Annotated in this window: 11 protein-coding genes; 6 read left to right on the plus strand and 5 right to left on the minus strand. The window is 48.3% G+C overall.

What is annotated here, in order from left to right; all coding sequences use genetic code 11:
- Window positions 1-48 precede the first annotated feature (48 nt).
- From GJR95_RS06015 to GJR95_RS06025, 3 genes are all read left to right on the plus strand, one after another.
- Entirely contained in the window at window positions 49-768 is a 720-nt protein-coding gene (locus GJR95_RS06015) for a ferritin-like domain-containing protein (protein WP_162385013.1), read from the plus strand.
- 15 nt (window positions 769-783) lie between these two features.
- Window positions 784-1,521, plus strand: coding sequence for a ferritin-like domain-containing protein (locus GJR95_RS06020; protein WP_162385014.1), 738 nt, complete (start codon window positions 784-786; stop codon window positions 1,519-1,521).
- A gap of 192 nt (window positions 1,522-1,713) precedes the next feature.
- Window positions 1,714-3,033, plus strand: coding sequence for a neutral/alkaline non-lysosomal ceramidase N-terminal domain-containing protein (locus GJR95_RS06025; protein ID WP_317167048.1), 1,320 nt, complete (start codon window positions 1,714-1,716; stop codon window positions 3,031-3,033).
- Window positions 3,034-3,622: 589 nt separating this feature from the next.
- Here GJR95_RS06025 and GJR95_RS06030 read toward each other — a convergent pair.
- The 5 genes from GJR95_RS06030 to GJR95_RS06050 all read right to left on the minus strand — a co-directional run bounded on the left by GJR95_RS06030 (window position 3,623) and on the right by GJR95_RS06050 (window position 9,186).
- Complete coding sequence (locus GJR95_RS06030) at window positions 3,623-3,811, minus strand: hypothetical protein (protein WP_162385016.1); 189 nt, start codon at window positions 3,809-3,811, stop codon at window positions 3,623-3,625.
- Window positions 3,812-3,931: 120 nt separating this feature from the next.
- Entirely contained in the window at window positions 3,932-4,375 is a 444-nt protein-coding gene (locus tag GJR95_RS06035) for a cold-shock protein (RefSeq protein WP_162385017.1), read from the minus strand.
- Between the two features lie 387 nt (window positions 4,376-4,762).
- Window positions 4,763-5,227 (minus strand): hypothetical protein, encoded by a 465-nt coding sequence (locus tag GJR95_RS06040; protein ID WP_162385018.1) that lies wholly within the window; start codon window positions 5,225-5,227, stop codon window positions 4,763-4,765.
- 320 nt (window positions 5,228-5,547) lie between these two features.
- Window positions 5,548-7,947 carry a family 78 glycoside hydrolase catalytic domain gene (locus tag GJR95_RS06045; RefSeq protein ID WP_394369998.1) on the minus strand — a complete coding sequence of 800 codons (2,400 nt, stop codon included), beginning with the start codon at window positions 7,945-7,947 and terminating at the stop codon, window positions 5,548-5,550.
- Between the two features lie 234 nt (window positions 7,948-8,181).
- Window positions 8,182-9,186, minus strand: a complete 1,005-nt coding sequence (locus tag GJR95_RS06050) for a YpdA family putative bacillithiol disulfide reductase (protein WP_162385019.1) — start codon at window positions 9,184-9,186, stop codon at window positions 8,182-8,184.
- Window positions 9,187-9,581: 395 nt separating this feature from the next.
- Between GJR95_RS06050 and priA the strand changes: the two genes are divergently transcribed.
- The 3 genes from priA (at window position 9,582) to GJR95_RS06065 (ending at window position 14,743) form a co-directional block, all read left to right on the plus strand.
- A complete protein-coding gene (priA, locus tag GJR95_RS06055) occupies window positions 9,582-12,110 on the plus strand; it encodes a replication restart helicase PriA (protein ID WP_162385020.1) in 2,529 nt (842 codons plus the stop codon).
- Window positions 12,111-12,199: 89 nt separating this feature from the next.
- Complete coding sequence (locus GJR95_RS06060; protein WP_162385021.1) at window positions 12,200-12,808, plus strand: NAD(P)H-dependent oxidoreductase; 609 nt, start codon at window positions 12,200-12,202, stop codon at window positions 12,806-12,808.
- Between the two features lie 45 nt (window positions 12,809-12,853).
- On the plus strand, window positions 12,854-14,743 hold the full coding sequence (locus tag GJR95_RS06065) for a monovalent cation:proton antiporter-2 (CPA2) family protein (protein ID WP_162385022.1): 1,890 nt from the start codon (window positions 12,854-12,856) through the stop codon (window positions 14,741-14,743).
- Window positions 14,744-14,836: the final 93 nt, after the last annotated feature.

Consider the following 14,836-nt stretch of genomic DNA (forward strand, 5'->3'; position numbering starts at 1 on the left):
GAACCGTTTGAAAAACACGGTCTTTTCGACACATAAATTTTTCTCAGTATGAGCAAAGAACAGAAAGATTCGGGCTTGACCATGTTGCCGGGTCAGTTGGAGCCGGTGATGGTAGGACGCCGGTTATTTCTACGTTACGCCGGGGCAGCGGTAGCCGGAGGTGCTGTTTTAGCCTCCTGTAAAGATGAAGAGAATCCAACAACAGTCCCCTCATCGGTCGATTTAGGTATGGGTGATATCGGTATTCTCAACTACGCCTATGCGCTCGAGCAATTAGAAGCCGCCTTCTACACCCAGGTAATCGCTACTCCTTTCACGGGCATCACCGATGCAGAAAAAACTCTGTTGACCGACATTCGCGATCATGAGATCATTCACCGTGAGTTTTTCAAAGCGGCCATTCCCGTAGCGAACCGCATCACAGACCTGACGCCGAATTTTACGGGTATCAACTTCGGTGATCGCGCCAGTGTATTAGGTACTGCCAAAGCATTCGAAGATCTGGGAGTATCGGCCTACAATGGTGCTGGTCGCCTGATTAAAGATCCCAATTATCTGGTACTGGCGGGCAAAATTGTGTCAGTAGAAGCCCGTCATGCAGCGGCCATCCGCGACCTGCTCAATCCAAAATCCGCCGACTTTGCCGGTGACGACATTGTTGCACCAACAACGGGTCTTGATCCAGCAACCAAACCAGCGGATGTATTACCAACCGCACAAAAATTTGTGCAAACACCCTTGAGCGGTGCCAATCTTCCAACCGCCTAAACCTGACACAACGCCATGAATTTATTTAAAATCATCTCTGAAATTGAGCAATTTGATCCCGAAGCGACTGAGCGATACAGCTTTTATTCGCGTCGGAATCTGATTAAATATGGTACAAACCTGGCAGCGGCAGCTATTCCTACGCTTGTGGCTACCACATTCAATCAGGCGTTTGCTCAGACTGCGACTCCACCTTCGGCAGCGGCTATTGAGGTAGCGAATTTTGCGCTGACGCTCGAATACCTCGAAGACGAATTTTACAGAACGGGCCTCGCTGCTGCTGGCCTTGTTCCGGCTGCCGACAAAACAGTTATCATCCAGATCAGCAAACACGAAACGGCCCACGTAAACCTGCTGAAAACGGCGCTGGGAGCCGGAGCGGTAGCCAAACCGACGTTTAAGTTCCCTGCCGGTACGTTTACGAATTACACGACCTTTCTTGCCACTGCCCGTGCCTTTGAAGATACAGGCGTGCAGGCGTATAAAGGTCAGGCTGCAACCCTGATCAATGACAAAGATATTTTGCAGATAGCCCTTCAAATTCACTCCGTTGAAGCCCGGCACGCATCAGAAATTCGCCGGATGCAGGGAATGAAAGGCTGGGTTTCTGATACCACACAGACTTCGTTCACTCAGGCCGGGATTAATCTGAAAACGCTGACGGGCAAATCAGACGATGCCATCCGTGAAGCATTCGATGAACCGCTCACCAAAGATGCGGTGCTAGCCATCGTGAAGCCGTTTTTGGCTTAAACCCAATTGCGGCCACGTATAGGGAGGCCGGGAAACCGGCAAGGTGATGAAAGGCATCGGAGTTTTCTCTGGTGCCTTTCTTGTTTTCCTTTCCCATCCGACTCTTTTTTTGTTGCTTGCGGGAAATTCACCAGTGTCGGTGGCAGAGCCGGTATGAAATTTCTTCGTATAGTTTTTAGAGTCCTGCTGGGAGTGCTTGTATTCCTTGTTTTATTTCTGGCTATCAGTCTGGCACCTGTAGACGAAACGCCGTATCGTGAGATGCCGTACTACGCCCAAACCAAACAGCGGCTCGCCATGCTTCAGGTTCCGCCTGCTGGCAGGCAGCCGCTTCGTGCTGGCTGGGCCAAAGTGAACATTACGCCCTCATACACGACACCTACTGGCGGATATGGCGAACGGTTAGGAAAACACTGGAAGATTATCAGCGATTCGATTTTTGTTCGGGCGATCATGCTCGACAATGGCGGCACGAAAGTAGCCGTAGTAGCCCTGGATCTCGTCATTACGCCCCCAACGGTCACGGAAGCGCTCAAAAAACGCTTACCAGAGGTTGGTCTTCAATGGGAAAACCTCTATATGGGTGCTATCCATTCGCACAACAGTATTGGCGGCTGGGCACCCCGTCTGGTTGGTCAATTGATTGCCGGAAGCTATGATGAGAAAATTGTGACAATCATCACCAACGGCGTTCTGGCGGCCATTCGCAAAGCCCAATCGAACATGGCGCCTATTCAAATCGGCTTTGGCGAAACTGATGCCACTGACCTTATTTCGAACCGCCTTAGTTCGTCGGGTCCCACGGGCCTGCTCGATGGAAAAATCAGGCTGCTGGAGCTTCGGAAAAAGTCCGGGGAGTCGGCGCTGCTTTGCTCGTTCGCGGGTCACCCAACGCTTTTCGACGGCGATAACAGTGCTTATCTCAGTCGCGATTACCCCGGTTCACTGGTAGATCGATTAGAGAAAAAATCGGCTACGTTTGCCCTGTTTCTGGCGGGAGCGGTTGGTAGTACAGCGCCCAAACCACGGGGAAAAACCGATTTTCAGGAGATCCGCAATTATGCGGGTGATCTGGCCGTACGCCTTGAACGCACGATGCCAACGATTCAGACCCATCCTGACAGTACGTTATCGATATTAACCTTACCGCTTGGTCTACGCGAGCCGAACCCTCGGGTGATCGGAAACTGGCGGGTTCGCCCGTGGTTGTTTTATGCGCTTTATGGCGATTATCCATCCGATCTAAAAGCCCTGCGCATTGGCCAGACCGTACTGCTCGGTACTCCCTGCGACTTTTCCGGGGAGTTAGCCGCCGAGCTTCAACCGCTGGCAGCAAAAAAAGGACTTCACCTGATGGTCACCAGCTTCGACGGCGGCTACATTGGCTACATTACACCCGACCGTTATTACAATCGGCAAGCCTACGAAATCCGTGACATGAACTGGTTTGGGCCTTACAACGGAGCCTATTTTGAGGAAATGATGGCAGGATTGCTGGAGAAATTTAACTGAACCAATAGCTCGGTAAAGTTGGCAAAATGTGTTCTGGCAAAATCCGGGCAATTGTGATCCGTGATTTCGAAAGCGAACTAATTGCTAAAAGTAAAAAAAATCACCACCCTCCATAAAAAACCCAGCAACTGATAACCAATCAATTACATAGAAAAGATATACCTAAGGATTAAATTTGAGCAGCATTCAGAAAAAAAGTTTTTTCTGAGGAAATCCGAACAATCTCTTTTCACGTAAGAATGGTTGATAACACTTTTCTTTTCGCGGGCTGCTCTTTCGGGGGTGGCCTATTTCTTTTTATATAGCCTTAACTAATTGGCATTGCGTGCATACAAAAACGGTCGTCAATCTGAGCGAATGCATTGCCCAGATTACGACTGCTTCTTCTATCTATACATACATACTCTGAACGCTCTGGCAATGAGGAGGTAGAGCATTCATAACAAAATCACGCGGGCTTTATAGTCAACATCTGACAGGGACTTGAGTAGCAATAGAGCGAATCTCCGAACTACCCGGTCAGCCCTAATGATACATCCATAGTTCTCCTGTGTACCTTATCCTACATTCAGCGTGCTGGCAAGACAACCTACCGATTGTCTTTTTTTCGCCTTACGGAGGTTCGCGCAGCTACTTCTGCCTGGAACTTAATCTTTAATTGCCGGTCAAGTTCTTTATCACGCGGTACATAAATACTGGTTTTGCCATCCGAGAATTTGAGCATCCAGTAGGCGTTGTCTGTAGTAGGAGGAATGGATGTATAAATAAGTTTGGACATGATTTGGGTGATAAGAAAAAATGGCTCCTAAAGACACATTCTTTAGGTAGCTATGCCAACTTTGTACTTATTAACAGAACCAAAAAAACAGCTCATGCAATAGAATTAGCCTTAGTCAGCTTATACGGCTTTTCTAACATCAATTGCATTCGGGCCTTTTGGCGTTCTGGTAATTGAAAAACTCACCTTATCCTGTTCGTTGATGGGATCGATCAGTGCATTTATGTGCACAAAAATACTGTCCTGAGACTGTAGGTCTTTGATGAAGCCATAACCCTTTGATGCGTTAAAGAACGTAACTACTCCCTGGCGGATCACGTCTGGAGCAGCTTCTTGTTCCTGTTTTGCAACGCCAAGCTGGATGTCTTCTTCGTTGATTTGTCTCTTTCTTCTAGGATCGGGAGGAGTAGACGAAATATTGCCGTTCTCGTCCACGTATGCCAGCATCTGGTCAAGAGGTTGACCTTTCTGGGCATTCGCTTTGCGGTCCTCTCTCTTTTCCTGCTTATCTTTTCTCTTTTTTTGTCTTTGCTTTTCTTTTTCTTTTTTACTGAACGTTTCCATAGTTCGTGTTTATTCCCGTGGGCTTACCATGTTATAACGTCATGATTTTATATCGAGAATGATGCCCTTTTTAGATCAAATAGCCTGATAATAAGTATAATTAAATCAATCTATTTCTTATTGAACCATAGTTAACTGAAATAAGTTGTTCGTTACTCACTTATTACAAAAATCTTCCTGATTTGTATACATTAACGGGCAATAGGGCCGCTTCAGGTGGGTTTGCCTGATGGTTTTCACAAAAAAGCCCGGTATAAACCGGGCCCTCCTTGGTAGTGTACTTTAACACAGTGCCCACACACAGGCACAAGCGACTAACCGAGTGTATGAGGTAAGTGTTTGGCTCTGGATCGTGGCACATCATTTTTTGATATAATGGCTACCTACTCAGGGTACATTGTATTCTACCGTTGCCTGATCCAGCGTTTTGGCGTAGCTGTTTATTATTTCGTTTATAAATAGAAACTCTCCGTCGCTGACACCATTACTCGATTCATCGTTGACGATCGGTTCATTTTCGTAGGTGTTACCCGGATTTCGGGAAGTTGCCTGTCCTTTAAATAATACTACTCCGTTTTCGAGTGTGGCCAGCAGGCGTATCTGAATGGGCTCTTTGATTGTTTTGAACTCGGTTACCGTTCTGTATTCAGTTACGATCGTTCCTTCTTCTTCATTCGCAACGTCGATATCAAATCCTGCCTCTTCCAGATAAGACTGAACCGATTCAAACAGAGCAGAATCGGCTAAGGTGGTCGTTAGTTCAATGGCATCAGCTCCCTTTGGAATTTTCTGAGCCTTTACAGCCACCGAAACAAGTACCAGATTGAGGACTAAACACAGCAATAGTTTCATTGTCTTGGGTGTAAAGAGGATGACAAGTATTCTTCATTTGGCCACAACAACCAAAATCTTAGGTGAAAGCATTAGGGTTTAGATGCATTTTGGTATCCTTAGTAATAAACAAAAAACGCCCGGCCAATATGCCCGGACGTTTCGATACCCACCGTAACTTGTAAGCCACAAAAATACAAAAAACGCCGAATGTAATGCTGACCTATTAAGTACAGAGCACCAGCATAAGGCGTTTTTTTTACCAAAAGCATCATTTTCCTAAATAAGGATACATTTATTCGAACACAAAATATAATATCGACTACTTATTAACAAAGCATTTATAAACTCACAGCCTGTTTACCAGCTTTCAGTGGTAAGGTTTTCCCTTTCCAACGGAGTGTACCAGTCAGATTTGCGGGCAAAGTGATCGTTCCGGTCAGGCTACCTGTCGGTGTTTTCTGAAACTGCACCGCGATGTCACCCAGCGGATGTGGCATTTGTCCTTCTACCGTTGTCAGATCGCCCAGATAGGGTTCGATACGTACCGATTTAAATCCCGGCTCGGCCGGACGGATTCCACAGGTGATCGATAAAAATTCATAGAGTGGTGAGGCACTCCAGGCGTGACAATCAGAGCGGGTCGGTTCAGGATTCTCAGCAAAGGTAGTCAACCCCATCGCCAGCATGTCGCGCCAGGGTTTCAACTGCGCTACGAACTGATCGCCAAGACCTGTTTTTTTCATGGCTTCAAACAGATAATATTTGAAGTAGAAGGTCGCCTGGGTCAATGTGTCTGAGCCAATACTTTTTTCCGTCATCACTTTTTGCAACAAGGCAGCTTGCTGAGCAACGGGCACCGCATCCGTCAATACGGCAAGAATATTCGCGTGCTGGCTGAATATGTTTTTTCCGGGCTGACCAGGAGGTACTATGGGTGTATCGGCAATAAGACCCCGGCTGGCATCCCAGCACTGAGCAAACACAGCTTTGTTTAATTTACGACCTAATTCGCGATAGTGTTCAGCGCGTTCGTTCAAACCATAATGCGACAGCAGATCGCCCGCCCGGAAGTAGGTATACGCCTGTTGTAATGACAAAATACTCGACCCACCTTTTCGCGCTCCGGCCGGAACACCCCCTGCTGCTTCGTCTTTCGCGTTTTGCCACTTCGACCAGTCTACGAAATTCCACCATTCCAGCGGACCATTCAGACCCGTCTTGGCAATACGCTGTTCGTGCCAGTTCAGTACGCCCAGAATTCCGGGCAGCATCGACTTTACAAACGCATCGTCCTGGCGGTTCATCCAGTAATCATGCACCATACAGACCCAGAACAGTGAAAAAGTTGGAATCACCTGAAAATCGGCCGATGGGTAGCGGCTCTGGGTCAGTCCGTCATTAAAGCGACTATGTTCATAGTCTGTAATGGCTTTTCGCATCAGTCGGTCGTCGCCTGTTACGTAGAGCGAAATCATTGACTGAATGCGTGTATCGCCCGTATACTGCAACTGTTCATAGTAAGGGCAATCGTAATAGTTCTCGCCCGCGCAGAGCCTGGCTGTTCGCCAACCTACATTCCAGAGCGATTTGAGGGTGGTGTCGCTGGCTGCGAATCGAGCTTTTTCTTCGAACGGATAACCCGTAAAGTGCCCAAGCAGATCATCCAGCACAAGCGATTCCTCTTTGGTATCGACGGTCAATTGCAGATAACGATAGGTACGGAACCAGAGCGGCCTGAACGTACGCTTGCTGTTACCATCGGCGATGAACTGATCTTCAAAACCACGCATTGTGCGACCTTCAATTGCGTTTCGATTGCCTTTCTGTCCTTTGGCATCGATCAATGCTTCGGCATACGCCAGTGTTACGGTTGCTCCTTTCCCTTTGCTAACGGTCAGTTCTGGATATGCATTGGTCAGGTAGCCCTGATCCAGCAGAAAAACCGCTTTGGTATTGGCCGGAACCGTCACCGGGGCTTTCCCTTCCAGAAAAGCGTTCTCCATTTTGCCGTTTTCGCTCCGCCGAACGGTTGCCAGCCGAACGCTTTTTTCCTCCATCATGGGAATCGTACGAGGCACTAATCCCCAGTTTCCATCGGTGCCCAGACCACGTGGTTTGGTCGGAAAACCGAGTGGCTTAGCAGAAACCCAGGCTTTGTCGTCAAAATTTGGCTGTTCCCACCCCCACGGATAGGTCGCGGCATCGACTCGATCGCCGTCACCCACAACGATGTAAGTACGAAGTTTAGGAATGTCGTTCCTGATGGGAGAATAAGCCGGATTATGTAGTATTTTCCAGCTAGCGTCTGTGTTGGCTATTTTTTCTGTGTCGCCATCACCCTGCAACAAAAAACCCAGCTGATAGCTCATCTGCGAAAAAGGAGCGCCTTCTCCCATATACCACACCTGCGCAGCTAATACGTTTCTTCCTGCCTGTAGGTATGGCGCAAGGTCGATGGTTTCGTAATTCCAGTTTTGCGTATCACTGCGAGCAGGCCCAATGGCTACGGCTTTTCCATTGACAAACAACCGATAGCGGTTATCAGCCGACACATGAACCACAAAACGGGCGGGCTTTTGCGGCAGATCGATGGCTTTCCGAAAATGAAAGATGCCATACTGCCGGGACGGAGCAGTTGGATGCAAAATCCAGCGGGCGGGCCAGTATTGGCTGGTCCAGTTGGAAGAGGATGTCTGGGCAAGTAGCGAATTGGCTAGAAACAGCAACCCGGCTATCAGATTTAACCGACGAATTACACGAGGAAGGGCGTTCACACAAGTACGTTTTTTGGCAAAAATACAACCTGACCCCTATTGTTTAAGCAGAAGCAGACAAGTTGATGTTTGCTCACACATAAACACCGCTGGCCATCGAATTTACTGTCCTGCTTTTTGACATCCCCAGGACTTTCGAAAGTCTGATCCACTAATTAAAATAGGGAAGTTGGCCACACTGCGTAACGCAGTAGTAGTTTAGATTCGCTGGATCAGTTCTTTTACCTGATGCACTTCGCGGCCCATAATGTGATCGATGATCGACTGAGCGTGTTCGCGACCATTCTCGATAAAGACTTTTTCAGTATAAATTCCGGCCATAACTGTTCCACAGACGTAGAGCCCAGGCACGGTCGTTTCGAAGGTCTCTTTGTTATAGACAGGTACCTGCGTAACTGGGTCCAGTTCGACACCACAGCGACGAAGCAATTCAGCGTCAGGGATATAACCCGTCAATACCAATACAAAATCAGCAGGCAGATGGCTTTCTTCCCCGGTTTTCAGGTTATCGATGGTTACTGTTTTCTCACCGATCTGCGTAACCACCGAGTCGAATACTGTTTTGATCTTCCCTTCCTTTACCCGGTTTTTCACGTCTGGAACAAGCCAGTATTTCACCGTGCTCCGGAAATCTTCGCCCCGATGAACAATCGTTATGTTCACGTCATGACGATACAACTCAAGGGCTGCTTCGACTGCCGAGTTAGATGCCCCAATGATGACTACGTTCGTGAATGAGTACTTGAATGGTTCGTCGTAGTAGTGCGACACATGGGGCAGATTTTCGCCCGGAATACCCAGCCAGCGTGGACGGGTAAAATAGCCCGTAGCCATGATCACCTTGCGGGCCTGATAGTGTTCACCCGTTGTGGTTGAAACCGTAAACAGGCCGTCTTCTTTCTGAACATCCCAAACAGTCTGGAATAACTTAAAATTCAGGTGATAATAAGCTGCTGCCTTACGATAATACTGCAACGCTTCATCACGACCCGCTTTTACCCCCGAAATCGGGAAAGGCAGTCCACCAATTTCAATATTTTCGGCCGTTGAAAAGAAGCGCATTCGCCGGGGATATTGCCGGATCGATTCGGTCAGACTACCCATTTCCAGGATCAAGTGACTAAGTCCGGCTTTGGCTGCTTCAATTCCAGCGGCCAGCCCACAGGGGCCACCGCCAACGATAATGACATCAAAAAGTTGCATATAGTAACGCGGGCTTAACCCGCAAAATAGGCAGGTTTTCACCCGCATTACAGTATTTTAACACACAAAAAGACCCCAAAGGTTGCGTCATTGAGGTCTTTTTACACGTTCATCAGGAAATCCAACCTGAGCATCTCCCCTGGCGATCTGTTTCTCTTCGGGAACGGGATTCCCTGTAGTGTCTGTTGTAATTTACAAATTGCCGGATACCAGTAGCCTAAACGCCCGTTCGCTGGCACTGGCAGGGAGAATACGATGGATCCATAAAAAACGTATGTCCTTCTTTACCATTCCTTTTGTCTAACGATGCCCATTGAGAGGCCACTCTTAGACAAATTCTTTACCAGTAACTGGCTGTTTTCTGCCTATATTTACTAGACGTACCGATTTGATTCGTGGAAAATCAACCTTACTCACTCTTTTCATCCCTGGAAGCCGAAGAAGTCACTTTCTTCGCTGATTTGATTTTACCGATTCCGGTACCCAAATTATTCACATACCGCGTGCCTCGCGGTATGGCCGACATACTCAAAATTGGCGCCAGAGTTATTGTACCTTTTGGAAAAAATAACGGTCGCGTACTGACCGCCGTAGTGTACCGGCTGCATAACACACCACCAGGCAATTATCAGGCGCGTTACATTAGCGAACTACTTGACGAATACCCACTAGTAACAGGCTACCAGCTAGAGCTTTTCAACTGGATGTCAGCCTATTACATGTGCTGCATTGGCGATGTAATGAATGTTGCCTTACCATCTGGACTGAAGATCTCCAGCCAATCGAAGGTGCAGTTCAACCCTGATTTTGACTATCCGGAACTGCTCACCGAATTTGAGTCAACCTTACTGACCGAACTCAAAAAACACCCGGCCCTCTCCTACGACGAACTTAGCCGACTGGCTGGCGAAGGCACCAATATTCCGGCTTTGATCAAATCGCTGATTGGTAAAAAAGCGGTCATCGTTTTCGAAGAAGTTAAAGAAAAGTACATTCCCAAGATGGTTCGGAAGGTCAGGCTGCACCGGAATTATGAGGAGCGTGAACAGTTACTGGTTCTTCTTCAGCGGCTCGAAAAACTGCCCAAACAACAGGAAGTGGTCATGCGCTACCTGAGTCATATACCACTTCAGCGCGACCCAACCCTCAATCAGAAAGGCCTGGATAAAACCATCCTCAATCAGGACGAAGCGCTTTCGCAATCGTCGCTTTCGACCCTCCTCAAAAACGGCGTTTTTGAAGCCTTTGAGGTGATCCAGCCCCGTTTCTCGGACAATTCACCCGCGTCGTCGGTTGAGATTAAGTTAACCGATGCTCAGCGGACGGCCTCCCAGCAAATCATGGCTCAGTTCGAAAGCCAGAACATTGTACTCTTTCACGGCATCACGGGCAGTGGTAAAACAGAAGTGTATATCGATCTGATTCAACAGGCGATCGGCAGCGGATCACAGGTATTGTACCTGCTCCCCGAAATTGCGCTCACAACCCAGATTGTTGTTCGGTTGCAGCGTGTTTTCGGCGATAAAATGGGAATTTATCATTCCAAATTTTCGGATAACGAGCGGGTAGAGGTCTGGAAAGGGGTTGTATCGGGTCAGTACCAGTTTGTAGTGGGCGTACGATCTGCGGTCTTTTTGCCCTTCGACAACCTCGGGCTGATCATTGTAGACGAAGAGCACGAAACCTCGTATAAGCAGCACGATCCCGCTCCCCGCTACCACGCCCGCGACGTAGCCATCATGCTGGCTCACTGGCAACAGGCTAAAGTATTGCTGGGATCAGCGACCCCATCGCTCGAAACGTACTATCAGGCCCGACAGGGTCGCTACGGGCTGGTTGAACTGTTCCAGCGTTTTGGTGAAGCTACGCTGCCGAATATTGTTTTGGTCGACACCAGGCAGGAGAAAAAGCAGAAAACGATGAAAAATGAGTTTTCATCCGCGCTGCTTTATGCCCTGGAAATGAACATAGAACGGAAAGAACAAAGCATTCTGTTTCAGAATCGCCGGGGTTATTCGCCTTACATGCAGTGTGAAGACTGCGACTGGACGGCCGAATGTCCCAACTGTGCCGTTAGCCTGACTTACCACCAGCGTGATGCCGAATTACGCTGCCACTATTGCGGCCACAAAGAAGAAGTGCCTCGCGTATGCCCAACCTGTGGCTCCACAAAAGTGCGGACAATTGGCTTTGGTACGGAAAAACTCGAAGACCAGTTACAGATTTATTTCCCCGGATCACGAATACTGCGGATGGATCTGGATACGACCCGCGCGAAGAATGCGTACCAGCAGATTATCCAGGAATTTGAGGGTGGCCAGGTGGATATGCTCGTCGGTACACAGATGATCACGAAAGGCCTGGATTTCGACAATGTCAGCCTGGTGGGTATTTTCGATGCCGACCGCCTGATTCGCTTTCCTGACTTCCGGGCTACGGAGCGGGCTTTTCAGATGCTTACACAGGTCAGCGGTCGGGCCGGTCGCCGGGCTGGCCGTCAGGGAACGGTATTGATCCAGACCGGCAATCCGCAACAGACGATCCTGCAAAAGATCATCGAGAATGACTACAAGGGCCTGTATGATGAAGAAATTCAGGAACGACAGGATTTTAATTACCCCCCGTTTTCGCGTCTGATCAAACTTACGGTTCGCCACCCAGACAGAGCCATCAGCCAGCAGGCAGCCGAACGCCTTGCTGCCGAACTCACTGATGCACTGGGCAGTAGCCGTGTCTTAGGCCCCGAAGAGCCACTTGTCGAGCGGATTCGGAACCAATTTCTGTTCGACATTCTTATTAAGTTAGAACGTGATAAGGTGAATGTTAAGGCCGTTAAGACCTATATTCAAGACCGAATCAACGATATTCTAACCGACAAAGGGCTGCGGCAGGTTAGTGTAGTGGCTGATGTGGATTGCCTCTGAGCAGCCAATCGCCCTTTGTTCCGTTGCCTTTCAGGATTGAACACCCCAGGTAACTTACGGTGTTCCTGATACTAACCTCATGATCGTATATGGCCAAAGTACTCATTCAGTTTGCACATCCGGCGTTAAGTAAATCCAATGTTCATAAAGTACTGATCAATTATTGCCGTGACATAAAAAACGTAACGTTCAATGATCTTTACGAGTACTATCCAGACATGTATATTGACGTAGAACGGGAACAGAGGCTTTTACTGCAACACGACATTATCGTTTTTCAGCATCCTTTCTACTGGTATAGTTGTCCGGCCCTCATCAAGCAATGGTTCGACTTGGTGCTCGAACATAACTGGGCCTATGGATCACGGGGAAATGCACTGGTCGGAAAAAAAATGCTCAACGTTATTTCGAGCGGGGGAGCCCAGGACGCCTATTCTGAAACGGGCCGTAACCGGTATACCGTTCACCAGTTTCTGGCCCCATTCGATCAAACAGCCATCACCTGTAAAATGGAGTACTTACCTCCCTTCGTCATTCATGGCACGTACCGCATTAGCCCCGAAGACATAAAGCGGTACGGGGAACAATACCGAATCATTTTATCTGCCCTGGCCAATGACCAGCTCTTGGCGCTGGATTATAAGAAGGCAGACTACCTTAATGAGTTGGTGCCTGCTTTGCAGGCGCTTCAACCATAAGCTTAGTTCATTCCAGTCAACTCTCTTCTACGAAACGTATCAACGATGAAAGAAACATTCTTTTTTCAGGCGATGGTTTATCTGGCCGCAGCCGTCATTATGGTCCCGATTGCCAAAAAATTAGGGTTGGGGTCTGTGTTAGGCTATCTGCTGGCCGGTATTATCATTGGCCCGGCCTGTCTGGAATTCATTGGCAGCGAAGGAACCGACATTATGCATTTTGCCGAATTCGGTGTTGTCATTATGCTGTTTGTCATTGGGCTCGAACTGGAGCCATCCCGGCTATGGCGTCTCCGCCAATCCATTCTTGGTCTGGGTGGCATGCAGGTTGGCCTGACATCCGTATTGATTGCAGCAGTAGCTATGTTTTTCGGCATTGACTGGAAACAGTCACTGGCCCTGGGCATGATTATATCGCTTTCCTCTACAGCCATTGTGCTGCAATCGCTGAACGAAAAAAACCTCATGAAAACGGCTGCCGGGCAAAGTTCGTTTGCCGTGTTACTGTTTCAGGACATTGCTGTGATCCCAATGCTGGCGCTGTTTCCGTTGCTGGCCAGCGAAACCAACGTAGCAACTACCGGGGGTGGCCACGGCAGTGCGAATCTGGTCAGTTCACTACCTTCCTGGCTCCAGCCAATTATTGTTCTTAGTTCCGTAGCCGCCGTTGTGGTAGCGGGCCGTTATGCGACTCCGCCCCTTTTCCGTGTCATTGCCCGAACCGGCATGCGGGAAATGTTTACGGCAACCGCACTGCTGTTAGTGGTAGGCATTGCTGTGTTGATGACAACAGTTGGTCTGAGTCCGGCTTTGGGTACATTTCTGGCGGGTGTCGTTCTGGCCAATAGTGAATATCGCCATGAACTGGAAAGTGATATTGATCCGTTCAAGGGTTTGCTGCTGGGATTATTCTTTATCGCTGTCGGTGCATCGATCGATTTCCCGTTAATTCTCGCTAAACCGTTGCTAATTATAGGCTTAGTTGTTGGCATAATGGTCTGCAAGCTACTTGTCCTGTTCAGGCTGGGAAAGTCATTTTCACTGTCTACTGAACAGAATCTCATCTTTAGCTTTGGCCTTTGCCAGATCGGTGAATTTGCATTTGTGTTGTTTAGTTTCTCCTCTCAGGAAGGTATTTTATCCAAAGAATTGACAGATACCATGACGGCAGTAGTGGCCATCAGTATGGCCTTTACACCCCTGGTGATGGTGCTGAACGAAAAACTGATTCTGCCCCGATTGGGCATCAAGGAAGCAGCACAGGAACGGGAAAGCGATATCGTTGAAGAAGATAACCCTGTAATTATTGCAGGCTACGGGCATTTTGGAAGCACAATAGGCCGGTTTTTACAGGCCAACAACGTAAGAACAACCGTTCTGGATGTCAATAGCGATAATGTCGATCGCCTTCGCCGGATGGGGTTCAATGTCTATTATGGTGATGCCAGTCGTCACGATTTACTGGAAATAGCGGGTGCTGCTAAAGCAAAAGTTATTGTTATTGCCATTAGCGACGAAGAGAAACGTCTTGAATTGATCGGAACGATCAAAAAGCATTTTCCGGAGCTTCACATTCTGGTTCGTTCGACCAACCGTTACGATGCTTACGACCTGATGAACGCCGGTATACTGCACATCTACCGCGAAACATTGGACACTAGTCTTCGCCTGGGTGTTGATGTCATGAAATTATTGGGGCATCGGGCGCACGAAGCGAACCGGGCGGCAAAAATGTTCTTTACGCACGACGAGCGAACCCTGAAACGCCTGTCGGCCATCCGCAATGACGAGGAATACTTCTATGCCGTTCGTCAAAATCAGGAAGAACTGGAACGGGTCATTCAGGCCGATCGCACTGCCCATACCTTACAAATCGATGAAGGCTGGGATGAAGAGAGCCTTATTGCTGAAAACAAAGGTATTAGCTATGAATAAAGCTTATAGCTTGTGACACCATTTCATATTTACTCAAAAACCCCGGATCAAGTAGATACGGGGTTTTTGTTGCTACCAACACTACCATTTTAT

Origin of the sequence: Spirosoma endbachense (genome assembly GCF_010233585.1) — a bacterium.
GTDB classification, from domain to species: domain Bacteria; phylum Bacteroidota; class Bacteroidia; order Cytophagales; family Spirosomataceae; genus Spirosoma; species Spirosoma endbachense.

Bases quoted from the DNA above. Each gene is read 5' to 3' on its own strand.
- GJR95_RS06015 (WP_162385013.1), top strand. From the start codon at position 49: ATGAGCAAAGAACAGAAAGATTCGGGCTTGACCATGTTGCCGGGTCAG.
- GJR95_RS06030 (WP_162385016.1), bottom strand. From the start codon at position 3,811: ATGTCCAAACTTATTTATACATCCATTCCTCCTACTACAGACAACGCC.
- GJR95_RS06035 (WP_162385017.1), bottom strand. From the start codon at position 4,375: ATGGAAACGTTCAGTAAAAAAGAAAAAGAAAAGCAAAGACAAAAAAAG.
- GJR95_RS06040 (WP_162385018.1), bottom strand. From the start codon at position 5,227: ATGAAACTATTGCTGTGTTTAGTCCTCAATCTGGTACTTGTTTCGGTG.
- GJR95_RS06050 (WP_162385019.1), bottom strand. From the start codon at position 9,186: ATGCAACTTTTTGATGTCATTATCGTTGGCGGTGGCCCCTGTGGGCTG.
- GJR95_RS06065 (WP_162385022.1), top strand. From the start codon at position 12,854: ATGAAAGAAACATTCTTTTTTCAGGCGATGGTTTATCTGGCCGCAGCC.
- GJR95_RS06020 (WP_162385014.1), top strand. From the start codon at position 784: ATGAATTTATTTAAAATCATCTCTGAAATTGAGCAATTTGATCCCGAA.
- GJR95_RS06060 (WP_162385021.1), top strand. From the start codon at position 12,200: ATGGCCAAAGTACTCATTCAGTTTGCACATCCGGCGTTAAGTAAATCC.